The organism is uncultured Xylophilus sp. (assembly GCA_913776965.1).
Taxonomy (GTDB): domain Bacteria; phylum Pseudomonadota; class Gammaproteobacteria; order Burkholderiales; family Burkholderiaceae_C; genus Xylophilus.
This window is the reverse complement of the sequence record CAJYQL010000057.1, coordinates 13552-36305: the sequence shown is the minus strand read 5'-3', so window position 1 is coordinate 36305 and position 22754 is coordinate 13552. Positions and strand designations below refer to the sequence as shown.

Sequence of the window (22754 nt, the reverse complement as noted above, 5' to 3'; positions counted from 1 at the left end):
CCGGGCGCGCACCCGGCCCGGTCCGCCGCCGGATCAGCCCGCCGCCCGGCGGCGCACCGCCGCCTGCAGCGCCAGCCCGCCGAATACGGCGGCGAACAGCGCGGCGCCGAACACCCAGCCCGACAGCGCGCCGGCCGCCGTGCCCGACAGCAGCGTCCCGACGGTGCAGCCCAGGCCGGTCATCGCGCCCCAGCCGAGCAGCACGCCGCCGACGAGGCCGCGGCCCACATCGCGCCCCGTCGGCCGGCGCGGGCGGAACTGCGCCGCCGCGAACGAGGCGGCGAAAGCCCCGGCGACCAGCCCCGCCAGCAGCGCCGCATGCGGCGTCAGCCAGGCGGCGCCCGGCAGCGTGGCGCAGCCGGCGAAGCCGTCCAGCCCCTCCAGCCGCGGCGGCACCCAGCCTTCCGCCGACAGCACCGCGCGGGTCGTGCTGCCGAGCGTGGTGGTCACGCCCAGCGGCCGCATGCGCAGCACCGTCGCGACCACCACCAGCCCGACCAGCAGCCCGCCGGTCCAGTAGGGCCAGCGCCCCGTCACCGCGCGGGCGAGCACCGCGGACAGGCGCCGGTCGACCGGTGCGGCCGATGCGGACGGCTCGGCCGACGGTGCGGCCGGCCCCTGTCGCGTCCACAGCCAAGCCGCGAGCGCTGCCAGCACCGCCAGCTGCAGCGCCAGCGCCCCGCCGTAGCCGAGGTGCGCCGGCAGCCAGACCACCGGCGCATCCGCCACCGCCAGCGAATACAGCGGGTTCCAAGTCAAGAACCCCAGCCCGAAGCCGGCCGCAGCACCGACCAGCGCGAACGGCGATGCGGCCGAGCCCTCGGCCAGCCGGTACCAGTGCGCGCTGATGCAGGAACCCGACACCACCATGCCGGCGCCGAACGCCAGCCCGGCGGCCACCAGCACCCAGCTCACCGGGCCGATGTGGATGTCCGGCGGCAGCCGCCCGGCCGACGGCACCGGCATCCAGCCGCCGAGCACCACCGTGTAGCCGACGATGCCGACCGTGATCGCCAGCAGGATCGCCAGCAGGCCGCGCGGATCGCGCCGCTCGGCCCAGTCGCGGGCATGGCAGTAGAAGCAGAAGCGCGACCGCTGCAGCGCCACGCCGAGCACCGTGCCGGCGCACAGCGCGAACACCAGCGCAGGTCCGCCCGGCTGGCGCTGCAGCCAGCCGGCGGCGGCAACGAGCAGCACCAGCACCGCCAGGGCCGGCACCAGCCGCGCGGCCCGGCCGGTTGCGCTGTCCGCGGACCCGGCCGCCCCCGGACCGACCGCGGCCAGCGCCGCCGCGCTAGCCACGGACCGCTCCCGCCGCCGTGCGGGAGAGCGCCCGACGCACCGGGCCGTCTCCCGTCACTTCGCCGCCCACACCGTACCCGCCGGGTTCTTCACCGGCACGCCGACCGCGTTGCCGTACTCGGTCCAGGAACCGTCGTAGTTGCGCACGTTCTGGTAGCCGAGGATCTTGCTGAGCGCGAACCAGGTATGGCTGGAGCGCTCGCCGATGCGGCAGTAGGTGATCACCGGTTTGGTGCCGTCCACGCCGGCGGCGGCGTAAAGCTTCTTCAGTTCGTCCGGGGACTTGAAGGTGCCGTCCTCGCGCACCGCCTGGCCCCAGGACACGTTCACCGCGCCGGGGATGTGGCCGGCGCGCACCGCCAGCTCGGCCGCGCCGGGCGGCGCGAAGATCTTGCCGTTGTATTCGTCGGCCGAACGGATATCGACCAGCTTCGCGTCGCTGCGGCCCTCGGCCACCGCCAGCGCGTCGGTCAGGCGGGCGCGCAGCGCGGGGTTGACGCGCTCGACCTTGTAGCGGGTGGCGGTCAGCGCCGGCACGCGGTTGTCCTGCGGGCGGCTCTCGGCCTCCCACTTCTTGCGGCCGCCATCGAGCAGCTTCACGTCCTTCACGCCGTAGATGTCGAACACCCAGGCGGCCCAGGCCGAGAACCAGTTGTTGTTGTCGCCGTACAGCACGACGGTGGTGTCGGGCGTGACCGCGGCGGTCGAGAGCAGCGCCTCGAAACCCTCCTTGCCGACGATGTCGCGCCGCACGCGGTCGTTCAGGTCGTGGTGCCAGGAGACGTTGACCGCGCCCGGGATGTGCGCCCGCTCGTACAGGCCGGGATTCACGCTGACCTCGATGATCCGCACCTTGGTGTTGTCGAGGTTCTGGGCCAGCCAGTCGGTCGAGACCAGCGGGCCGGCCGGAATCGGGGTGGCGGCGATGGCCGCGCCGGAGAACAGCGCGCCCGCGGTCCAGGCCAGGGCCGCGACGAAGCGGCGCACGGGGCGGGAGGGACGGAGGACGGAAGGCTGCGACGACATGGATTTCCTTTCGGTGCGAAGGTGCGTGGGAACCGGCCGGCGGCCGGGTTGGCGCCACTGTAGGAAGGCCCCGCCCGTGCGCGAACGACGGTTATCGCGCTTGCTTATGCAGATGCCGCGATTGACGCGGCCGCCCAGGGACACCGCTGCCGCAGCGGCTTTTGTACAATCGCCCGCTTCCGAGGAGCGTTGCAGCGCCGCCAGGGCGTGAGGCTCGGAACCCACCATCCGCAACGACGCTCGCCCACGTCCCGTGTGCCCGAGCGCTTTCCTTTCTCCTGCAGGCATCGGCACCGGCGTGGTCTTCAGAACCGCTTTTTGTCTGGAGCCGATCCTGTGAACGCTGCCGTCCAACCCTCCTCCCTCGCCCCCGCCGACCAGGCGATCACCGACATCGCCCTCGCCGCCTGGGGCCGCAAGGAAATCAAGATCGCCGAGACCGAGATGCCCGGCCTGATGGCGATCCGCGAGGAATTCGCCGCCGCCCAGCCGCTCAAGGGGGCGCGCATCACCGGCTCACTGCACATGACGATCCAGACCGCGGTGCTGATCGAGACGCTGCAGGCGCTCGGCGCCACGGTCCGCTGGGCCTCGTGCAACATCTTCTCGACCCAGGACCACGCCGCCGCCGCCATCGCCGCCGCCGGTACGCCGGTGTTTGCGATCAAGGGCGAGACGCTGGAAGACTACTGGGACTACACCCACCGCATCTTCGACTTCGGCCCCAAGGACAGCGCCGGGGAAGGCCCCAACATGATCCTGGACGACGGCGGCGACGCGACGCTGCTGATGCACCTGGGCCAGCGCGCCGAGAAGGACGCATCCCTGGTCGCCGGCGACGGCGGCAGCGAGGAAGAGCGCATCCTGTTCGCGGCCATCCGCAAGAAGCTGGCCGAGGACGCCACCTGGTACAGCCGCAAGTCGGCCGAGATCATCGGCGTGACCGAGGAAACGACGACCGGCGTGCACCGCCTGAACGAGATGAGCGCCAAGGGCACGCTGCTGTTCCGCGCGATCAACGTGAACGACTCGGTCACCAAGAGCAAGTTCGACAACCTGTACGGCTGCCGCGAGTCGCTGGTCGACGGCATCAAGCGCGCCACCGACGTGATGATCGCCGGCAAGGTCGCGGTGGTGGCCGGCTACGGCGACGTGGGCAAGGGCTCGGCGCAGGCGCTGCGCGCGCTGTCGGCGCAGGTCTGGGTCACCGAGATCGACCCGATCAACGCGCTGCAGGCCGCGATGGAAGGCTACAAGGTCGTGACGATGGAGTACGCCGCCGACAAGGCCGACATCTTCGTGACCACCACCGGCAACAAGGACATCATCCGCCACGAGCACATGCTGGCGATGAAGGACCAGGCGATCGTCTGCAACATCGGCCACTTCGACAACGAGATCGACGTCGCGTCGATCGAGCAGTACCAGTGGGAAGAGATCAAGCCGCAGGTGGACCACATCACCTTCCCCGACGGCAAGAAGATCATCCTGCTGGCCAAGGGCCGTCTGGTGAACCTGGGCTGCGGCACCGGCCACCCGAGCTTCGTGATGTCGTCCTCGTTCGCCAACCAGACCATTGCACAGATCGAGCTGTTCACCAAGCCCGACGCCTACCAGTCGGGCAAGGTCTACGTGCTGCCGAAGCACCTGGACGAAAAGGTCGCGCGCCTGCACCTGAAGAAGGTCGGCGCGATGCTGACCGAACTGACCGACGCCCAGGCCGCGTACATCGGCGTGGACAAGAACGGCCCCTACAAGCCCGATACCTACCGGTACTGATGGCCGGCGTGCGCGCGGACCAGCTGCTGGTCGAGCGCGGCCTCGCGTCCTCCCGGTCGCAGGCGCAGCGGCTGATCGCCGGCGGCCTGCGCTGGCGGGTCGGCGCCAGCGACTGGCGGGTCGTCGCCAAGAACGGCGATGCGGTGCCCGCCGCCGCCGAGCTGGACCTGGCCGATGCGGCCGAGGCGCGTTATGTCTCGCGCGGCGGCCTGAAGCTCGAAGGTGCGCTGGCCGCGACCGGCCTGTCGGTCGCGGGCGCCTGCTGCCTCGACGTCGGCCAGTCCACCGGCGGCTTCACCGACTGCCTGCTGCAGCACGGCGCAGCCCGGGTGGTGGGCGTCGATGTCGGCCACGGCCAGCTGCATCCGCAGATCCGCGAGGATGCCCGGGTCGCCGCGGTCGAAGGCGTCAACGCCCGCCAGGCGGATGCTATGCAAACCATAGCTGTCGACGCAGGCAGGACGGGCGCTGCAGCCGTTTTCGACATCGTCGTCGGCGACCTGAGCTTCATCTCGCTGACGCTGGTGCTGCCGGCGCTGGCGCCGCTGCTGCGGCCCGGCGGCCATCTGCTGATGCTCGCCAAGCCGCAGTTCGAACTGCAGCCGGCGCAGATCGGCAAGGGCGGCATCGTGCGCGATGCGGCGCTGTACGCCGAGGTCGAGGCCCGGCTGCGCGCGGCCTGCGCCGATGCCGGTCTGGCGGTGCGCCAGTGGCTGCCGAGCCCGATCGCCGGCGGCGACGGCAACCGCGAATTCTTTGTCTTTGCCTGGAAGGCCCATCCATGACGAGCGAACGCTTTCCGATCAGCGTCGAATTCTTCCCGCCCAAGACGCCCGAGGGCGCCGCCAAGCTGCGCACCGTGCGCCAGGCGCTCTACGCCGTGCGGCCCGAGTTCTGCTCGGTGACCTACGGCGCCGGCGGCTCCACCCAGGAAGGCACCTTCTCCACCGTGCGCGAGATACTCGCCGAGGGCATGGAGGCGGCGTCGCACTTCTCCTGCATCGGCGCCACCCGCGCCACGGTGCGCGCCCAGCTGCAGGAACTGCAGGCGATGGGCGTGCGGCGCCTGGTCGCGCTGCGCGGCGATCTGCCGAGCGGCTTCGGCGGCGGCAGCGGCGGCGTGCCGGCCGACTTCACCTATGCGAGCGACCTGGTCGCCTTCATCCGCGCCGAGACCGGCGACGCCTTCCGCATCGAGGTGGCGGCCTATCCCGAGGCCCATCCGCAGGCCCGCTCGCCCGAGGCCGACCTGCAGGCCTTCGCGGCCAAGATGCGGGCCGGCGCCGACGCCGCGATCACCCAGTACTTCTTCAACGCCGACGCGTATTTCCGCTTCGTCGACGAGGTGCGGGCCCTGGGCATCGAGGCACCGGTCGTGCCGGGCATCATGCCGATCACCGGCTCGACCCAGCTGCTGCGCTTCTCGGATGCCTGCGGCGCCGAGATCCCGCGCTGGATCCGGCTGCGGCTGCAGGCCTACGGCGACGACGCCGCCTCGATCCGGGCCTTCGGCCTCGACGTGGTGGGCGACCTCTGCACCCGCCTGGCCGAAGGCGGTGCGCCGGGCCTGCATTTCTACACGATGAACCAGTCCGCGCCGACGCTCGCCCTGCTGGAGCGCATCGGCCACGGCGCATGATGCGGCGGCTGCCGGGTGCCGCCCGGCTGCTGCTGGCGAGCGGTGCGGCGGCGCTGCTGGTCGCCGGTTGCGCCCCGACGCCGGTGCTGCAGCCGCTGCCCACCGAACGGGTCGGCAGCGAGGCCGCCGAAGCGCCCGGCGCACCGCGGCCGCTGCGCGCGCTGCAGCGCCACCGGCCGGTGCCGGCCGACGCGCCGCTGTCGGAAGTCGTCACCGTCGAAGCCGAGCCGGCACCCGCGTTCGAGGAACCCAAGGAGATCGACCGCGGCGGCGCCTCCTACTACGGCCTGCGCTTCCACGGCCGCCGCACCGCCAGCGGCGAACGCTTCGACATGGCCGGCATGACGGCCGCGCACCGCACCCTGCCCTTCGGCACGATGGTCTGCGTGCGCAGCCTGGTCAACGGCAAGACGGTGATGGTGCGGATCAACGACCGCGGCCCGCATGCACGCCAGCGGGTGATCGACCTCAGCCAGGGCGCGGCCGACGCGCTCGGCATGCTCGGGCTGGGCATCAAGCAGGTCGCGATCTCGGTGCCGCCGGCGGGCCAGGAGCGCTGCACCGAGGTGGAGTAGTCGGGCGCAGACGGAGGGCTGCACGGGAGGGAGCGAGCGACAGGAGGGAATCCCTTATGGATGGCACGGGCTTTGCGTAACAGGCGGTATCCATAACACCGTCGCCCGAAAGCGCACCATGAAGACCTCCCTGCTCGCCCTCTGCACCACCCTCGCCTGCCTCGGCACCTCCGGCGCCCACGCGCAAAGCCACGTCAAGCTCGCCGGTCTGGTCGACGCCTATGCCGGCTCGATGCGCATGGCGGGCGATGCCGGCCGCACCAACGTGCTGGGCAGCGGCGGCATGACCACCTCCTGGTTCGGGTTCAGCGGCTCCGAGGACCTGGGCGGCGGGCTGAAGGCGAACTTCCTGCTCACCTCGTTCCAGCGGGTCGATACCGGCACGCCGGGCCGCTTCGCCAACGACCCGTTCTTCTCGCGCGACGCGAGCGTCGGCCTGTCCGGCGGCTTCGGCTCGATGCTGCTCGGCCGCGGCATGGCGCCCAACTTTTTGCCGACGATCATGTTCAATCCGTTCGGCGACTCCTTCACCTTCTCGCCGCTGGTGCTGCTGAAGAACGTCGGCCTGTTCAACGGCACCGGCTGGACCACCACCACCCCGGCCGACACCGGCTGGAGCAACCAGATCACCTACACCAGCCCGAAGTTCGGCGGCCTAGTGGCCAACCTGCACTACCAGTTCGGCGAGCAGACCGGAACCAACGACAACCGCCGCAACGTCGGCCTGAACGCGATCTGGACCAGCGGTCCGTTCGGCCTGACCGGCTACTACGAGCGCGACCAGATCGCCAACCCGGTCAACGGCCTGCTGACCGCCGGCACCCCGCCGCGGCCGGACACCCGCAAGGACTGGATGCTCGGCGGCTCCTATGACGCCGGCGTGGCGAAGGGTTTCCTGACCTACGGCGAATCCAAGTCGGAGGTCACGCAGCGCGAAGCGAAGACGACCTCGGTCGGCGCATCGGCCCCGATCGGCGCCGGCAAGCTGCTGGCGAGCATCGCCCGCGCCGACATCACCGCCGGCCCGGCGCGCACCATCGCGACCGTCGGCTACGACTATTTCCTGTCGAAGCGCACCGACCTGTATGCCAACCTGATGCGCGACCGCCTGACCGGTTTCCGCAGCGGCAACTCCTTCGGCATCGGCGTGCGCCACCGCTTCTGATGGTCCGCGGCGGCGGCGGTAGCAGCGCGGCCGGCACGCCGCTCAGCCGCCGGCTTCGAGGGTGAAGGCGGCGTTGCGGTCCTGGCCGAGCGCCTCGACCATCTGGGGCAGCGCCTCGGCCAGCGCGGCCTTCAGCGTGAACGGCGGATTGACCACGAACATGCCGCTGCCCGGCAGCCCCGGCCGTTTGGCCACACCGTCGGCCGCGACGGCGGCGCTGGTCACCTTCGACGATTTCAACATCAGGGACGCATGCAGCCAGCCCTTGCCGGCCTGGTTGGCCATGGTGCGCAGCCGGCGCGGCAGGTCGTGCGCCTCGGGCCGCGCGATCACCGGATACCAGATGGCGTAGGTGCCGGTCGCGAACCGCTTCAGTCCCTCGGCCACCAGGTCGAGCACCCGGGCGTAGTCGCTCTTCAATTCGTAGCTCGGGTCGCACAGCAGCAGGGCGCGGCGCGACGGCGGCGGCAGGAACTTGCGCACCGCCTCGAAGCCGTCCTCGCGCAGCACCGCGATCTGCCGGCCGGCGTCGAGCTGGGCGATGTTGCCTTCGAGCGTGCGGCCGTCGGTCGGATGCAGCTCGTAGAGCTTCAGCCGGTCCTGCGGCCGCAGCATCCGCTCCACCACGAACGGCGACCCCGGATAGACGGTGACCGGGCCGCTGCCCGTATTGAAGCCGGCCACCAGGTCGAGATACGCCTGCAGCGCCGGCGCCACGCCGCTCGCTATGCTTTTGCCAGCATCCGCCCCTTTGCGGACAGGCGCAGGAGGGCTCTTGACGGCTTGGATCAGCCGATGGATGCCGTCGGCGGACTCGCCGCTCTTCTCGGCATAGTCGCCGTCAAGCCGGTACAGGCCCGCGCCGGCATGGGTATCGATCACGGTCAGTGCCGCGTCCTTCTGCACGAGGTACTGCAGGATGGCGACCAGCGTCGTGTGCTTGAGCACGTCGGCATGATTGCCTGCGTGGAAGGCGTGGCGGTAGCTGAACATAGCCGCCTATGGTACGCCGAGCCTTGCCGTTGCTGCATTTTTCGGCATAGAATCGCGGGCTTCGCAGCGCTTTTTGGCCCCGCGGCGAAGCTTGATACGCCGCCTAAGAGGTTTCCAGCAGAGAAACACCGACCGCGGAAAAGGGCCTCCTATCGCCGGCGCCGCAGCTCTGCAGTGCCGGCTCACTCGAAAGCTTTACAGCATGTCTACTTTCAGCGCGAAACCCGCTGAGGTGGTGCACGAGTGGTTTGTGATTGACGCGACCGACAAGGTCCTCGGACGGGTAGCCAGCGAAGTTGCCCTCCGTCTGCGCGGCAAGCACAAGGCCATTTACACGCCTCACGTCGACACCGGCGATTTCATCGTCATCGTCAACGCCTCCAAGCTCAAGGTCACCGGCACGAAGAACACCGACAAGGTGTACTACCGCCATTCCGGTTTCCCCGGCGGCATCACCGCCACCAACTTCCGCGACATGCAGGCCAAGCACCCCGGCCGCGCGCTCGAGAAGGCCGTCAAGGGCATGCTGCCCAAGGGTCCGCTCGGTTACGCCATGATCAAGAAGCTCAAGGTCTACGGCGGCGCGGAACATCCGCACACCGCGCAGCAGCCCAAGGCGCTGGAAATCTAAGGAGCCGACATGATTGGTGAATGGAACAATGGCACCGGCCGTCGCAAATCCAGCGTCGCCCGCGTGTTTCTGAAGTCGGGCTCCGGCAAGATCACGGTGAACGGCAAGGACATCCAGGAGTATTTCGGTCGCGAAACCTCCATCATGATCGCCAAGCAACCGCTGGTGCTGACCAACCATGTCGAGACCTTCGACATCCAGGTCAACGTGCACGGCGGCGGTGAGTCCGGCCAGGCCGGCGCCACCCGCCACGGCATCACCCGCGCCCTGATCGACTACGACGCGACGCTGAAGCCCGCACTGAGCCAGGCCGGCTTCGTGACCCGCGACGCCCGCGAAGTCGAGCGGAAGAAAGTCGGTCTGCACTCCGCACGCCGCCGCAAGCAGTTCTCGAAGCGCTGATCGTTGCATCAGTCCTTCCGGACCTGTCCCCAAACCGCCTTCGGGCGGTTTTTTCATGGGCGCATCGATCGCGTCTTCGCCCTGCCGGCAGTGCCGGCATCGCACGCGCGGCCGCTTGAAAAGACGGCTTGCGCTAGCATCTGCTCCTTGCGCTGCCGCAGTCCTGCCGCATTCCGCGCACCCTTGTCCCACTGGAGTCCGCCATGAGCGCCGTTGCCGAATCCTTGCCGACCGCAATGCCCGAACCGATCTTGTTCACCGACAGCGCCGCTGCCAAGGTGGCCGACCTGATCGCCGAAGAGGGCAACCCCGACCTGAAGCTGCGCGTCTTCGTGCAGGGCGGCGGCTGCTCGGGCTTCCAGTACGGCTTCACGTTCGACGAGGTGACCAACGAGGACGACACGACCATGACGAAGAACGGCGTGTCCCTGCTGATCGACGCGATGAGCTACCAGTACCTGCTCGGCGCCGAGATCGACTACAAGGAAGATCTGCAGGGCGCACAGTTCGTGATCAAGAACCCGAACGCCACCACCACCTGCGGTTGCGGCTCGTCCTTTTCGGTCTGACCCGCGACGCCTGCTGCACGGCGCGGCCGCTTCGGCCGCCGGTGCAGACACCGAAGCCGCCTCCGGGCGGCTTTGTCGTTTTCGCCGGTTGCCGCAGTCGCATCGGCACCGCCTAGGATCGCCGCATGCAGCCGATGACCGCCCCTAGCACGTCCTCTTCTTCTCCCTCTCCCACCGGCAATGCGCTGCTCTGGCTGGTGGCGATCGGCTTCTTCATGCAGACGCTGGACGCCACCATCGTCAACACCGCCCTGCCGGCGATGGCGCGCAGCCTGGGCGAAAGCCCGCTGCGCATGCAGTCGGTGATCGTCGCCTACTCGCTCACGATGGCGATCCTGATCCCCGCCTCGGGCTGGATCGCCGACCGCTTCGGCACCCGGCGCATCTACCTGTGCGCCATCGTGCTGTTCGCCCTTGGTTCGCTGTTCTGTGCGCTCTCGCAGAGCCTGACCCAGTTGGTCGCCTCGCGCGTGGTGCAGGGCATGGGCGGCGCGTTGCTGCTGCCGGTCGGCCGGCTGGCGGTGCTGCGCGGCTTTCCGCGCGACCAGTTCCTGCGGGCGATGAGCTTCGTCGCGGTGCCTGGGCTGATCGGGCCGCTGCTCGGGCCGACGCTCGGCGGCTGGCTGGTGCAGGTCGCGTCCTGGCACTGGATCTTCTTCATCAACCTGCCGGTGGCGGTGCTCGGCTGCGTCGCGACCCTGGTCTGGATGCCGGATGCACAGGCGCACACCATCGGCCGCTTCGACCTGTCGGGCTATGCGCTGCTCGCCTTCGGCATGGCGGCGGTGTCGCTGTCGCTCGACGGGCTGTCGAGCCTCGGCCTGCGGCAGGCGAGCGTCGTGGTGCTGCTGATCTTCGGCCTCGCGAGCCTGGTCGCCTACTGGCTGCATGCGCTGCGCCGGCCGGACCCGCTGTTCTCGCCGTCGCTGTTTGAGGTCGCATCGCTGCGGGTCGGCCTGCTCGGCAACCTGTTCGCCCGCATCGGCAGCAGCTGCATGCCATTCCTGATCCCGCTGCTGCTGCAGGTCAGCATGGGCTTCAGTCCAGCGCAGGCCGGGATGATGCTGCTGCCGGTGGCGCTGGCCGGCATGGCCGCCAAGCCGGTGGTGACGCGGCTGATCCTCTGGGCCGGCTACCGCCGGGTGCTGGTGGTCAACACGCTCGCGGTGGGGCTGGTGATGGCGAGCTTCGGCCTCGCCTCGCCCGAGCAGCCGCTGGCACTGCTGATCCTGCAGCTGGCCTGCTTCGGTGCGGTCAACTCGATGCAGTTCACCGCGATGAACACCGTCACGCTCAAGGACATGGACAGCGCGGTCGCCAGCAGCGGCAACAGCCTGCTGTCGATGGTGCAGATGCTGGCGATGGGCCTGGGCGTGGCCGCGGCCGGCGCGGTGCTGGCCGGCTACACCGGCTTCTTCGGCGGCGAGACCGACGGCGCCACCGCCCTGCGGTCCTTCCACGCGACCTTCGCCACGATGGGGCTGGTCACGATGGCCTCGGCCTGGATCTTCTGGCAACTGCAGCCGGACGACCGCCGCACGCCCGACGAGGTGAAGCCGGTCAAGCCGCTGGAAACCGACGCGGTGGACAACGTGTGAGCCGGGGCAGGAGGCGCCGCCAGGCCCGCCGTCAGGCCGGGTACAGCGCGCCCAGCACCCGCAATCCCCGCGCCCCGGTCACCGCCGGCAGGTTGCCCGGCGCGCGGACCATGAAGCGCTGTGCCAGCCAGGCGAACGCGGTCGCCTCGACCTGCAGCGGCGGCAGGCCGTGCGCATCGGACGTGCGCACCACGACGCCCGGCAGCGCCGCGGCGAGCCCGCGCATCAGCTGACCGTTGAGCGCCCCGCCGCCGCAGACCACCAGCTCCTCGACGCTACCATTTCGATAGCTGCTCACGCCCGCTGCTGCTGCGCGAACGGTCAATTCGGTCAATGTCGCCTGTACGTCGGCAGGCGCGGCGTCGGGGCAGGCGGCCAGCCGCTGCGCGAGCCATGCCGGGTGGAACAGGTCGCGGCCGGTGCTCTTCGGCGGCGGGAGGGCGAAGAACGGCTCGCCGGTCCAGAGCGCCTCGCGCAGCGCGGGCAGCACCCGGCCGGTCGCGGCCCAGGCGCCGTCGGCGTCGTAGGGGGCGCCGGTGTGCAGGCGGCACCAGTGGTCGAGCAGCGCGTTGCCGGGGCCGCAGTCGTAACCGCCGACCGGCCCGCCTGCCGGGTCGCCGCTCGGCGGGAGCAGGCTCAGATTGGCGATGCCGCCGATGTTGAGCACCGCGACCGCCGCATCCGGCCGGCCGAACCAGGCCGCGTGGAAGGCCGGGACCAGCGGTGCGCCCTGCCCGCCCGCCGCCACGTCGCGGCTGCGGAAATCCGCGACCACGTCGATGCCGCAGCGCTCCGCCAACAGCGACGGGTTCTGCAGCTGCAGCGTGTAGCCGACGCCGTCGAACGCGAGTGGCCGGTGCCGCACCGTCTGGCCGTGGGCACCGATCGCCCGCACCGCCGTGCGCGGGAGGCTGCTCGCGGCCAGCAGCGCCTCCACCACTTCGGCATAGACCTGCGACAGCGCCGTGCCCGCCAGCGCGGCGCGGTGCAGTTCGTCCTCGCCCGCGGTGTTGAGCGCCAGCAGTTCCTGCCGCAGCACGTCCAGAAAGGGCCGGCTCGCATGCTGCAGCACCCGCGGGCGGGCTGCATCGGCAGCGCCGGGGGCGTCGTGGATCTCGACCAGCACGCCGTCCACGCCGTCGAGCGAAGTGCCGGACATCAGTCCGATGTAGCAGGTCGGGTTCGCCATGGCGGTCGCGGGTAGAAAAAAGCGGTGGAAACGATGACGCCGCCCGGAGGCGGCGTCATGCGGGAGTCGTGCAGCGCGCGGATCAGTCCGCGCTCGCCAGCACCGACTGGTTGGCGGTCTGCAGCTGGATGCGGGTGGAAGCCGCCAGCCGGTCGAACGCCGGGCGGGCCGCAGCGCTCAGCTGGGCCGACTCGCTCTGGCGGGCCATGACCATCGGGTCCTGCTGCACGCCGTTCACGCGGAACTCGAAATGCAGGTGCGGTCCGGTCGCCCAGCCGGTGCGGCCGACCAGCCCGACGTTCTGGCCCTGCTCGACCTTCTGGCCGCGCGCGACGTTGATCTTGCTAAGGTGGGCATAGACCGTGGTATGGCTGTCGCGGTGGCGGACGAACACCACGTTGCCGTAGCCGTTCTGCACGCCCGCGAACTCGACCACGCCGTCGCCGACGGTGCGGACCGGCGTGCCCTGCGGCGCCGCGAAGTCGGTGCCCAGGTGCATGCGCCACTGCTGCAGCACCGGATGGAAGCGGTTGGAAAAACCGCTGGACACCCGGCTGAACTCGACCGGCGAGCTCAGGTAGGCGGTGTTCAGGCCCTTGCCTTCCAGCGTGAAATAGCCGCCCTTCTGGCCGGCGGGCTGGTACCACATCGCCTGCATCGACTTGCCGTCGTTGACGAACTCGGCGCTCAGCACCCGGCCGGCCCGCAGCATCTCGCCGTCGGCCTCGATCGTCTCGTAGACCACCGAAAAACGGTCGCCCTTGCGCAGGCTGCGGCGGAAGTCGATCTGCGAGGAAAAGATCTCGGCGATCTGGTTGGCGACCGACTCGGGGATGTTGGCGTCGTCGGTGGCGGCCAGTAGCGAGCTCTGGATGGAACCGCTCGCGAGCCGGCTGGACACCGTGGTCGGCGCTGCCTGGACCGAGCTGACGAAGCCGGTCGGCGTCTTCTCGACCACCAGGCGCTGGAACTGCTCGGCGTCGTCGGCGCTCCAGCGGGCGGTGAGCCGCAGCAGCGCATGGCCGTCGGTCGCCTCGGCCGACACGACGCGGCCGGCGCGGCCCCAGACGGCCTGCCGCACCCGCGGATCGTTGCGCAGGAACGCGGCGGCGGCCGGATCGGCGATGCCCAGCCGCTTCAGCAGGGAGTCGGCGGAGTCGCTGGACCGGACGGTTTCGTGCCGGTACAGACGCAGTATCGGTTGATCGGTGTCGTCGGACAGAGCAGCCGCGACCGGCTCGACCGACTGCAGGATCTGTCTGACAGGCATGTCCGAGGGATCGGGCGCGAGGTTGGCCACGGCAAAGGCGCCGCCGCCGCCGCACAGGAGGACCGTGCCGACGGCTGCCGCGAGGCGTTTGGGATGCTGCTGGATGCTGAGTGCGACGCGGGCCAGGATGGCTTGAACGGTCGCCGAGAGAGCGTGATTCAAATAGGGTTCCTCGGGAGGCGGTACACGGTGCGGCAGGCGGGGCACGGTACCCGGGCGCTGCGGCGGCGGTCTCGGAGGTGTTCTTCGCGGAGCGGTGCGGTGCCGGTCCCGAAAGGCGCGCCCCGTAAGATCACGGGTTGCGGGCTGACGCGGAGTATACCGGCGCGGCCCGGCCGACCGCGGAAGAAAAGACCTTATGAATCAAACTGCCGTTACAACGGAATCGCTTAGCGACGGTGTAGGACAAGCGCTCGACGTCACGCTGCGAGGCGCCGACGAGCTCCTGCCGCAGGCCGAGTGGGTCCGCAAACTGACCCGTGCCGAATCGACCGGCGTGCCGTTGCGCATCAAGCTCGGCCTCGACCCGACCGCGCCCGACATCCACCTCGGCCACACGGTGGTGCTCAACAAGATGCGGCAGCTGCAGGACCTGGGGCACCAGGTGATCTTCCTGATCGGCGACTTCACCACGCTGATCGGCGACCCGTCCGGCCGCGACACCACCCGCCCGCCGCTGACGCCGGAGCAGATCCAGACGAACGCCGAGACCTACTACCGCCAGGCCAGCCTGGTGCTCGACCCGACCCGCACCGAGGTCCGCTACAACAGCGAATGGTGCGCACCGCTCGGCGCCGCCGGCATGATCCAGCTGACCTCGCGCTATACGGTGGCGCGCATGATGGAGCGCGATGACTTCCACAAGCGCTTCCACGGCGGCCTGTCGATCAGCCTGCACGAATTCCTCTATCCGCTGCTGCAGGGCTACGACTCGGTCGCGCTGAAGGCCGACCTGGAGCTCGGCGGCACCGACCAGAAGTTCAACCTGCTGATGGGCCGCCACCTGCAGCAGGAATACGGGCAGGAGCCGCAGTGCGCGCTCACCATGCCGCTGCTCGAAGGGCTCGACGGCGTGCAGAAGATGTCGAAGAGCAAGCACAATTACATCGGCATCACCGAGGACGCCAACACCATGTTCGCCAAGGTGCTGTCGATCTCCGACGACCTGATGTGGCGCTGGTACACCCTGCTGAGCTTCCAGTCGATGGCCGCCATCGCGGCCCTGCAGGCCGAGGTGGCCGGCGGCCGCAATCCGAAGGATGCGAAGGTCGCGCTCGCCAAGGAGATCACCACCCGCTTCCACAGCGCCGCAGCGGCCGAGGCCGCCGAACAGGACTTCACGAACCGCAGCAAGGGCGGCGTGCCCGACGTGCTGCCCGAGGTGACGCTTTCCGCCGCGCCGCTGGGCATCGCGCAGCTGCTCAAGCAGGCCGGACTAGCACCGTCCGCGTCGGAAGCCAACCGGCTGATCGACGGCGGCGGCGTGCGCATCGACGGCGCGGTGGTGTCCGACCGCGGGCTGCGGCTCGAGGCCGGCTGCTTCGTCGTGCAGGTCGGCAAGCGCAAGTTCGCGCGTGTGACGCTCGGCTGAGCAGGCGGCGCCGGCCGGTCGTCGTGGCGCTCAGTCCAGCCCGTCGACCGTGTCCGGATCGGGGCCGTCGCCGATCGTGATGCGGGTGCGGCCGGCCTCCTCGCGCAGCCAGTCGCAGAAGGCCCGGACCTCCGGCCGCTGCGCGCCGCGCGGGCCGACCAGCAGCCAGTAGGCCAGCGGCGAATCCATCCGGTAGCCGGGCAGCGCCTCGACCAGGTCGCCGGTCGCGAGGCTGTCGGCCACCAGCGGCAGCCGGGCCAGCGCCACGCCCTGGCCGGCCAGCGCCGCCTGTGCGATCTGGTGGGCGTAGTTGAAGTAGAGCCAGCGCCGCGGCTCGATCCGCTTCAGCCCGTGCACCTCGAACCAGCGGTGCCAGCTCAACAGGGCCATCGAGGGCGAATGGTGCAGGTCGCCGGCCTCGATCAGCGTGAAGCGACCCACGTCGGCCGGGACCGCCAGTACGGCCGAACTCTTGAGCAGCCAGGGGCTGGCCACCACCGCCAGCCGCTCGCCGAACAGCCGCTCGGCCCGGGCAGGCGCACGGGCCGACGTGCTGTAGCGCAGCGCCACGTCCACGTCGGCGGTGTCGAGGTCGACCTTGGTGTCGGTGGCGTCGATGCGGATGTCGATGTCCGGATGCGCACGCTGGAAGGCCTCGAGCCGCGGGATCAGCCACTGCGACGCGAACGAGGCCCAGGTGCTGATCGCCACGCTGCGCCGGCCGGCGTTCTGCCGTACCTGCCGCACCACGCTGTCGATCGCGTACAGCCCGGTAGCGACGACCCGCAGCAGCTGGGCGCCGGCGCCGGTCAGCTCGACCGCGCGGGTGTGCCGCAAGAACAGCGGCACGCCGATCTCCTGCTCCAATGCCTGGATCTGCCGGCTCACCGCCGACTGGGTGAGCGACAGCTCCTCCGACGCCGCCCGGAAATTGAGGTGCCGCGCGACGGCCTCGAAGGCACGCAGGTGGCCGACGCCCAGCGGGCGGGTACGCAAGGGAGCTTGGGGCCGGTTCATGGACGACGATTCTGGCGCGGGAATTGATGCGTGCGCGGAATCAGTGCGGCGGGCCGAAATCATTGGCCGGGCCGGCCTGCCGCCGGGATGATGCAAACACCGATGCCCCTTTTTCCGGATGCCCCATGCGCCCTCCTTCTTCCCCCGCCCCAACCGCCGTGCCCTTGTCCCGGCTCGCCGCCGGCCATGCTGCCGTGTGGCGCACGGGCACCGTCCCGGTCCGGTTGCAGGTCGGCGCGGGCCGGGCCTGGGTCACGGCAGCGGACGCTGCCGCCGCGGCCGTCCTGCAGTCGCACGACTGGTTCGTGACCGCCGACGCAACGCTCGCGCTGCCGGCACGCTGCGCCGTCGTCATCGAACCGGCCGGCGCTGCGGGCGAGGCCCTGGTGTTCGGATGGCATCTCGAAGCAGCACCAGCGCAGGGCTGGCCGGCGTCGGTCGGGGCTCCCTGGCAGGAGATGCGGCAGGCCCTGGGCCAGTTCGCACGGTCGGGTGCGCAGCTGGTGGTCGGCTTCGCGCGCTGGACCTTCGGCGGACGCGGAGGCCAACTCCCCCGGTCGTGCGCCTGACGGCACCTCAGGCGTGCAGATCGAGCGCGGGCAGCAGGTCGAGAAAGCGCTGCAGGGCGGTATCGCCGTCCAGCAGGGCGATGGCCTCGGAGGGCAGCGGGCCGTCGGCCACCGCGTAACCCAGGCCGAAGCCGGCGAACCGCCGCGCCTCGGTGGCGACGGTGCCGCGGTAGGCCAGACGGAAGGCGGTATGGCGCGGGTCCTGCGCGATGCGCTGCAGGCAATCCTCCAGCGCCGCGGCCGGCCCTTCCAGATACTGGACGAAGCCGCTGCCGTCGAATACCAGCAGCCCGGTGATCCGGTCGGCCCGGTTGTGGGTACGCGACGGACCGATCACGGCGGCGACCGCCTGGATCGGCGTGCCCGAGGCCAGCTGGCTGGTATACAGGAGAGCGTGGAGCGGTTCGACCATCGACGGGAGCACAGGGCGGGCCAGTGTAGAAGCGGCCCCCAACCCGCTCCAATGTCAAAAGACACACGCGCCGCTTTTATAGTGCGCGCGTGATTCCTATCGACGATTCCGGCTGCCCGACCTCCTGCACCCGTTGCGGACTGCGCGAAACCGATGCCTTCCTCCCGTTCGAGCACGACCGGCTGCTCTACATCCAGGCGTTTCGCGAAACGACCATGCGGCTCGCGGCCGGCCGGCAGATCATCGCGGAGCACAAGGCCAGCACGCGGCTCTTCACGCTGTACCGGGGCTGGGCGTTCCGCTACAAGACGCTGAGCGACGGGCGTCGGCAGATCCTCAACTTCCTGGTGCAGGGCGACTTCATCGGCCTGCAGGAAGAATTCGCCGACGGCGCCACGCACGGTGTGGAGGCGCTGACCGACGTGTCGCTCTGCGTCTTCCCGCGCGACGGGCTGTGGGAGATGTACCGCGACGATCCGCGTCTGGGCTACGACCTGACCTGGCTGGCGGCGCGCGAGGAAAGCCTGGTGGACGAGAACCTGCTGTCGGTCGGGCGACGGACGGCGATCGAGCGGGTGGCCATGCTGCTGGTGCACCTGTACCGGCGTGCCGAGCGGGTCGGCCTGGCACACGACGGCAGCATCGCCTTTCCGTTCAACCAGCAGCACATCGCCGATGCGCTCGGCCTGTCGCTGGTGCATACCAACAAGACGCTGCGCCGGCTTGGACGCATGGGGCTGCACATCATCGAAGACGGACGCCTGTACCTGCAGGACCCGCGCGGCCTGGAAGGCATCGCCGACTATTACGAACGCCCGCGCCGCCAGACGCCCTTGATCTGATGCTTCCACGCATGTAGGCGTTTACTGACATTGCGGACGTACGGCAGACGACAGCATTGCCCTGCCGCCTTGGAGACACTTTGTCGACCGGATTTCCCGGACGACGGAGAATTCCATGAGCCCCATCATCCGCACACTTCCCCGCAGCCGTTCGCTGCGAACGGAGCAGCAACCCCAGCGCCACCACCTAAACCGCGCACAGCAGCAGCAGGGATCGACCGAGTTTCAAACCAGCGGCCCCCAAGGCGCACGTGCCGCACAACAGGGCGCCGACACGGCACCGCGCAAGCCCGGCGCGACCGGCGATCACCGCACGGGCGGTGCGGGCGGTACACCGGTCGATATGCCGCGCGGTGCGACGCCCCACCGCCGCGACGTGCAGTCGTACGTCGAAGAAGCCAGCACGAACGTCGACGCCTGACGCCGGAACGCGAGAGCAGACCGGAAAGCCGGCGACGCGCCTTCACGACGGCGCCACAGACAGCGCCGCGATTTCCGCGCGGTAGTCCCGCAGACGTTTGACCGCAGCCTCACGCTGTGTGGCGTCGGTCGTGTTGTGGGCCGCCGCGAAACTCTCGCAACTCTCGCGCTGCAGTTCCTGCTGATAGGCCCGGTATCCGCCATCGGGTGAGTCGAATCCTCTTGCAATCACGCCCCGCAACTGACTGCGGGCCTCCGACAGGCTCGGTCTGGCGCTACGCCAGCCCTCGAGCATGCGCAGCACGTCCTGCTGCTGGCGCTGCCGTTCTGCCAAGTGTCGCTGCGGGTCGAAGCGCGACTGCGCGATCTGCCGCCGCACACTGTCGCGCTGTGCCGGCGTCAGCCGCCCGTAGACCGATTCGCTGCGCTCGAGCACTTGGCGATAGCGCCGGTCGATGCGCTTCTCGGCCGACACGTCGATCCATTCCTTCCGGTATTCGGCGTTCTGCTTCGCATACTTGGTCCGCAGCGTCTGCAACTGGGCGCCGTCGAGGTCGAGCGCGAGCGTGGTCAGCGAGGGTTCGGCCTGCGCGACGACGGCCTGCAGGCGGCTGCGCAGCCCGTCGACGACGGTGCAGACCTGAGGACCGTCCACATCGCCCGGCACCAGTTGTTCGGCCTGCAGCAGCAGCTCGGCCACCGGGCGGAGCTCGTTGTCGCGGTGCCAGCGATGCAGCCGCGCCAGGTCTTCCCGCATGCGCTGCGACTGGGTAGGCGTGAAGTCCACATAACTGTCGATCCACCAGTACGCGACCTCGTCGGCATTGTTGTAGGCCAGCCGGACGGTACTGCAGGCCTGCAGGGCCAGCACTGCGACCGCGCCGATAATCCCGACCCAGCGTGCGGCCCGGGGTCGCGCACCGTCAACCGAAGGAGCGGCGATGGGAGTTTTGGACGTGGTGGTCATGGCCGCCGGCAAGGGTACGCGGATGAAGAGCCGCACCCCGAAAGTGTTACACCGCCTTGCTGGGCTCCCGATGGTCCGCCACGTGCTCGACACGGTGGCGGCGCTCGGCGCGCGTGGCGTCGTCGTGGTGACCGGTCATGGTGCCGAGGCAGTCGAGGCGGCGCTCGCCGCACCGGTCGCCGGCGTGGCACCGCGCTTCGCCCGCCAGGAGCCGCAGCTCGGCACCGGCCACGCGGTCCAGCAGGCCGTGTCGCTGCTGCCGGACGACGGCACGGTGCTGGTGCTCAACGGCGACGTGCCGCTCATCGAGGCCAGCACCCTCTCGGCGCTCGTCGCCGCCGCGTCCGACGGGCTGGCGCTGCTGACCATCGCGCTCGACGACCCGACCGGCTACGGCCGCATCGTGCGCGGCACCGACGGCGCGGTGCAGGGCATCGTCGAGCACAAGGATGCGAACGACGCCCAGCGGGCGATCCGCGAAACCTACACCGGCGTGATGGCCCTGCCCGCCGCCCGCTTGAAGACCTGGCTGGCGCGCCTCACCAACGACAACGCGCAGGGCGAGTACTACCTGACCGACATCGTCGCGATGGCCGTCGCCGACGGCGTACCGGTCGCCGGCGTGCCCACCGACGACGCGGTGCAGGTCGCCGGCGTGAACAGCCCGGTGCAGCTCGCCGCCCTGGAGCGTGCATTCCAGGCCCGGCAGGCCGAAGCCTTCATGGACGCCGGCGTGCGCCTGGCCGACCCCGCGCGCTTCGACGTCCGCGGCACGCTGGCCTGCGGCCGGGACGTGGAGATCGACGTCGGCTGTATCTTCGAGGGCCAGGTGGAGCTGGGCGACGACGTGCGGATTGGCGCGCACTGCGTGATCGCCGATGCGCGGATCGCCGCCGGCACGGTGGTGCAGCCGTTCAGCCACATCCAGGGCAGCGCGTCGCAGGGCGTCGCGGTCGGCGAAGGCGCCCGCATCGGCCCGTTCGCCCGGCTGCGACCCGGCGCGCAGCTGGGCGCCGACGTGCACATCGGCAATTTCGTCGAGGTGAAGAATTCCACCCTCGCCACTGGCGCCAAAGCCAACCACCTCGCCTACCTGGGCGACGCGACGGTCGGCGCGCGGGTCAATGTCGGCGCGGGCACCATCACCGCCAACTACGACGGCGTGAACAAGCACCGCACCGTGATCGAGGACGACGCCTCCATCGGCAGTAACTGCGTGCTGGTGGCGCCGGTCGTCGTCGGCGCCGGCGGCACGGTCGCGGCCGGCTCCACCGTTACCAAGGACACGCCGGCGGCCGCCCTCACCTTCGCCCGGGCGCGGCAGACCAGCGTGGAACGCTGGAAGCGGCCGGTGCGCAAGCCCTCGGCCGACTGACGACGCAACCCCCGATGGCGCCGCCCCCCGACATCGCCGCCGAAGCCGAGGCCCTGCGGGCCGCCCTCGCCCGCTGCACCGCCGAGCGCGACGCGGCACGGGCCGAGATGGAGGATTTCTTCCGCGCGGCGTCGCACGATCTGCGCGCCCCGCTGCGCCACCTCAGCGCCTTCGGCGGCCTGCTGCGCGAGCGGGTGCGGGACCTGGGGGGCGATGCCGAAGCGCTTGAATTCCTCGGGGCGATGGACGATGCCGTCGGGCAGCTCGGCCGCATGGTCGACGGGCTGTTGGAGCTGTCCCGCGTCGGCCGTGCGCCGCTGCTGCTGCAGCCGGTGGACCTGGGCGCACTGGTGACCGAGGCGTGTTCGGCGCTGGAGCCCGCCTGCACCGGCCGCACGATCCGCTGGGAGCTCGGCCCGTTCGCGTCCTGCACCGGCGACGTGGCGCTGCTGCGCGACCTGCTCGGCCGGCTGCTGTCGAATGCGGTCAAGTTCACTCGGCACACGCCGCAGACCGTCATCGCCGTTCGTGCCGAGCCGGCGGGCGACCGGGTGCAGCTGCAGGTCCGCGACAACGGTGCCGGCTTCAACCCGGCCCAGGCGGGGCGCCTCTTCGGCATCTTCGAGCGGCTGCACAGCGTTTCGGCGTTCGAGGGCACCGGTATCGGCCTGGCGGTGGTGCGGCGCATCGCCGAGCGCCATGGCGGCTGCGTGGCGGCGGACGGCGCGCCGCAGGCCGGCTGCACCGTCCATGTCACGCTGCCGGCCTGATCGACCACACGCTATGTTTTCGATAGCTGCTTGCGCAGGCTACACCTGCGCCAGAGGCACTTTCGTATCGAATTTCGCCCGCTTCAGGCTGAAGAAGGCTTTGACGTTGCGCACGTTCACGTCGGCATGGAACAGCCGCTGCGCCAGCGCGAGATAGCGCGGCATGTCGGGCACCCGCAGCACCAGCACGAAATCCGGCCCAGGCGACACCCGGTAGCACTGCTGCACGGCGGGTTCGGCGACTGCCCGCGCCTCGAAGGCGTCCAGCCGGTCGGCATCCTGCCGGTCGAGCGTCACCTCGACGATCGCGCTCAGGCCATGACCGATCAGCGGCGCCAGCCGGTCGGCCGCCAGCAGCGCCACCTGACGCTCCACCAACCCCGCATCGACCAGCCGCTTGACGCGGCGCAGGCAGGTCGGCGCGGATAGGTGGGCGGCCTCGGCCAGTGCTTGGTTGCTCCGGGATGCGTCGGTCTGCAGCAGATCAAGGAGCCGCCAGTCCACCGCATCGAGTGCGATTTCGGTCGTTTGTGGAGATTTCATGAACGAATATTCCGTCTTGCGTGAATCTCGGTCGATTCTTTCATTCAGTAATTCATTACGCAATGAAGTTGCACGAACGCAGGCATAGCATCGCTGCCTGTTTTGGAGGC

24 protein-coding genes and 1 riboswitch are annotated in these 22754 nt (G+C 70.1%); of the genes, 15 read left to right on the top strand and 9 right to left on the bottom strand.

The window, feature by feature from the left end; genetic code table 11:
• Positions 1 to 33: 33 nt before the first annotated feature.
• Together QZ500_RS08455 and QZ500_RS08450 are read right to left on the bottom strand one after the other, a co-directional pair.
• Positions 34 to 1209 (bottom strand): YeeE/YedE family protein, encoded by a 1176-nt coding sequence (locus tag QZ500_RS08455; protein WP_295853695.1) that lies wholly within the window; start codon positions 1207 to 1209, stop codon positions 34 to 36.
• Positions 1210 to 1356: 147 nt separating this feature from the next.
• Complete coding sequence (locus QZ500_RS08450; protein WP_295853685.1) at positions 1357 to 2328, bottom strand: sulfurtransferase; 972 nt, start codon at positions 2326 to 2328, stop codon at positions 1357 to 1359.
• 175 nt (positions 2329 to 2503) lie between these two features.
• Positions 2504 to 2577: riboswitch (S-adenosyl-L-homocysteine riboswitch) on the top strand.
• 87 nt (positions 2578 to 2664) lie between these two features.
• Between QZ500_RS08450 and ahcY the strand changes: the two genes are divergently transcribed.
• From ahcY to QZ500_RS08425, 5 genes are all read left to right on the top strand, one after another.
• Positions 2665 to 4107: an adenosylhomocysteinase gene (gene ahcY, locus QZ500_RS08445; protein WP_295853682.1), complete on the top strand. Its 1443-nt coding sequence runs from the start codon at positions 2665 to 2667 to the stop codon at positions 4105 to 4107.
• A gap of 8 nt (positions 4108 to 4115) precedes the next feature.
• Positions 4116 to 4892, top strand: a complete 777-nt coding sequence (locus tag QZ500_RS08440; protein WP_295853691.1) for a TlyA family RNA methyltransferase — start codon at positions 4116 to 4118, stop codon at positions 4890 to 4892.
• Complete coding sequence (gene metF, locus QZ500_RS08435; protein WP_295853679.1) at positions 4889 to 5746, top strand: methylenetetrahydrofolate reductase [NAD(P)H]; 858 nt, start codon at positions 4889 to 4891, stop codon at positions 5744 to 5746. The genes QZ500_RS08440 and metF overlap by 4 nt, the downstream gene beginning before the upstream one ends.
• Positions 5743 to 6321 carry a septal ring lytic transglycosylase RlpA family protein gene (locus QZ500_RS08430; protein ID WP_295853676.1) on the top strand — a complete coding sequence of 193 codons (579 nt, stop codon included), beginning with the start codon at positions 5743 to 5745 and terminating at the stop codon, positions 6319 to 6321. The genes metF and QZ500_RS08430 overlap by 4 nt, the downstream gene beginning before the upstream one ends.
• Before the next feature lie 118 nt (positions 6322 to 6439).
• Complete coding sequence (locus QZ500_RS08425) at positions 6440 to 7486, top strand: porin (protein WP_295853672.1); 1047 nt, start codon at positions 6440 to 6442, stop codon at positions 7484 to 7486.
• Between the two features lie 42 nt (positions 7487 to 7528).
• On the opposite strand, the gene rlmJ is transcribed toward QZ500_RS08425, so the two are convergent.
• A complete protein-coding gene (gene rlmJ, locus QZ500_RS08420) occupies positions 7529 to 8479 on the bottom strand; it encodes a 23S rRNA (adenine(2030)-N(6))-methyltransferase RlmJ (RefSeq protein ID WP_295853669.1) in 951 nt (316 codons plus the stop codon).
• 202 nt (positions 8480 to 8681) lie between these two features.
• On the opposite strand from rlmJ, the gene rplM reads away from it, so the two are divergent.
• From rplM to mdtD, 4 genes are all read left to right on the top strand, one after another.
• Entirely contained in the window at positions 8682 to 9110 is a 429-nt protein-coding gene (rplM, locus tag QZ500_RS08415) for a 50S ribosomal protein L13 (protein WP_295853666.1), read from the top strand.
• 9 nt (positions 9111 to 9119) lie between these two features.
• Positions 9120 to 9512, top strand: coding sequence for a 30S ribosomal protein S9 (gene rpsI, locus QZ500_RS08410; protein ID WP_295853664.1), 393 nt, complete (start codon positions 9120 to 9122; stop codon positions 9510 to 9512).
• 203 nt (positions 9513 to 9715) lie between these two features.
• Complete coding sequence (gene erpA, locus QZ500_RS08405) at positions 9716 to 10081, top strand: iron-sulfur cluster insertion protein ErpA (protein ID WP_295853661.1); 366 nt, start codon at positions 9716 to 9718, stop codon at positions 10079 to 10081.
• Positions 10082 to 10206: 125 nt separating this feature from the next.
• Complete coding sequence (gene mdtD / locus QZ500_RS08400; RefSeq protein WP_295853659.1) at positions 10207 to 11679, top strand: multidrug transporter subunit MdtD; 1473 nt, start codon at positions 10207 to 10209, stop codon at positions 11677 to 11679.
• A 31-nt stretch (positions 11680 to 11710) separates the two neighbouring features.
• On the opposite strand, the gene QZ500_RS08395 is transcribed toward mdtD, so the two are convergent.
• Together QZ500_RS08395 and QZ500_RS08390 are read right to left on the bottom strand one after the other, a co-directional pair.
• Positions 11711 to 12868: an anhydro-N-acetylmuramic acid kinase gene (locus QZ500_RS08395; RefSeq protein WP_295853656.1), complete on the bottom strand. Its 1158-nt coding sequence runs from the start codon at positions 12866 to 12868 to the stop codon at positions 11711 to 11713.
• Positions 12869 to 12950: 82 nt separating this feature from the next.
• Positions 12951 to 14300 carry a M23 family metallopeptidase gene (locus QZ500_RS08390; RefSeq protein ID WP_295853654.1) on the bottom strand — a complete coding sequence of 450 codons (1350 nt, stop codon included), beginning with the start codon at positions 14298 to 14300 and terminating at the stop codon, positions 12951 to 12953.
• A 196-nt stretch (positions 14301 to 14496) separates the two neighbouring features.
• On the opposite strand from QZ500_RS08390, the gene tyrS reads away from it, so the two are divergent.
• Positions 14497 to 15729, top strand: coding sequence for a tyrosine--tRNA ligase (gene tyrS / locus QZ500_RS08385; protein ID WP_295853651.1), 1233 nt, complete (start codon positions 14497 to 14499; stop codon positions 15727 to 15729).
• A 30-nt stretch (positions 15730 to 15759) separates the two neighbouring features.
• On the opposite strand, the gene QZ500_RS08380 is transcribed toward tyrS, so the two are convergent.
• Positions 15760 to 16746: a LysR substrate-binding domain-containing protein gene (locus QZ500_RS08380; RefSeq protein ID WP_295853648.1), complete on the bottom strand. Its 987-nt coding sequence runs from the start codon at positions 16744 to 16746 to the stop codon at positions 15760 to 15762.
• A 158-nt stretch (positions 16747 to 16904) separates the two neighbouring features.
• On the opposite strand from QZ500_RS08380, the gene QZ500_RS08375 reads away from it, so the two are divergent.
• Entirely contained in the window at positions 16905 to 17315 is a 411-nt protein-coding gene (locus tag QZ500_RS08375) for a DUF2917 domain-containing protein (protein ID WP_295853646.1), read from the top strand.
• Between the two features lie 7 nt (positions 17316 to 17322).
• Here QZ500_RS08375 and QZ500_RS08370 read toward each other — a convergent pair whose 3' ends face one another.
• Positions 17323 to 17727, bottom strand: a complete 405-nt coding sequence (locus QZ500_RS08370) for a BLUF domain-containing protein (RefSeq protein WP_295853641.1) — start codon at positions 17725 to 17727, stop codon at positions 17323 to 17325.
• A gap of 92 nt (positions 17728 to 17819) precedes the next feature.
• Between QZ500_RS08370 and QZ500_RS08365 the strand changes: the two genes are divergently transcribed.
• Positions 17820 to 18569, top strand: a complete 750-nt coding sequence (locus tag QZ500_RS08365) for a Crp/Fnr family transcriptional regulator (RefSeq protein ID WP_295853687.1) — start codon at positions 17820 to 17822, stop codon at positions 18567 to 18569.
• Between the two features lie 115 nt (positions 18570 to 18684).
• Positions 18685 to 18990 carry a hypothetical protein gene (locus QZ500_RS08360; protein WP_295853638.1) on the top strand — a complete coding sequence of 102 codons (306 nt, stop codon included), beginning with the start codon at positions 18685 to 18687 and terminating at the stop codon, positions 18988 to 18990.
• A 42-nt stretch (positions 18991 to 19032) separates the two neighbouring features.
• Here QZ500_RS08360 and QZ500_RS08355 read toward each other — a convergent pair whose 3' ends face one another.
• A complete protein-coding gene (locus QZ500_RS08355; protein WP_295853635.1) occupies positions 19033 to 19992 on the bottom strand; it encodes a DUF6279 family lipoprotein in 960 nt (319 codons plus the stop codon).
• Between QZ500_RS08355 and glmU the strand changes: the two genes are divergently transcribed.
• Together glmU and QZ500_RS08345 are read left to right on the top strand one after the other, a co-directional pair.
• Positions 19931 to 21331: a bifunctional UDP-N-acetylglucosamine diphosphorylase/glucosamine-1-phosphate N-acetyltransferase GlmU gene (gene glmU, locus QZ500_RS08350; protein ID WP_295853632.1), complete on the top strand. Its 1401-nt coding sequence runs from the start codon at positions 19931 to 19933 to the stop codon at positions 21329 to 21331. The genes QZ500_RS08355 and glmU overlap by 62 nt on opposite strands.
• Before the next feature lie 14 nt (positions 21332 to 21345).
• Positions 21346 to 22101, top strand: coding sequence for an ATP-binding protein (locus QZ500_RS08345; protein WP_295853630.1), 756 nt, complete (start codon positions 21346 to 21348; stop codon positions 22099 to 22101).
• A gap of 39 nt (positions 22102 to 22140) precedes the next feature.
• Here the strand turns inward: QZ500_RS08345 and QZ500_RS08340 are convergent, their stop codons facing one another.
• Positions 22141 to 22644: an Lrp/AsnC family transcriptional regulator gene (locus tag QZ500_RS08340; RefSeq protein WP_295853628.1), complete on the bottom strand. Its 504-nt coding sequence runs from the start codon at positions 22642 to 22644 to the stop codon at positions 22141 to 22143.
• Between the last annotated feature and the right edge of the window lie 110 nt (positions 22645 to 22754).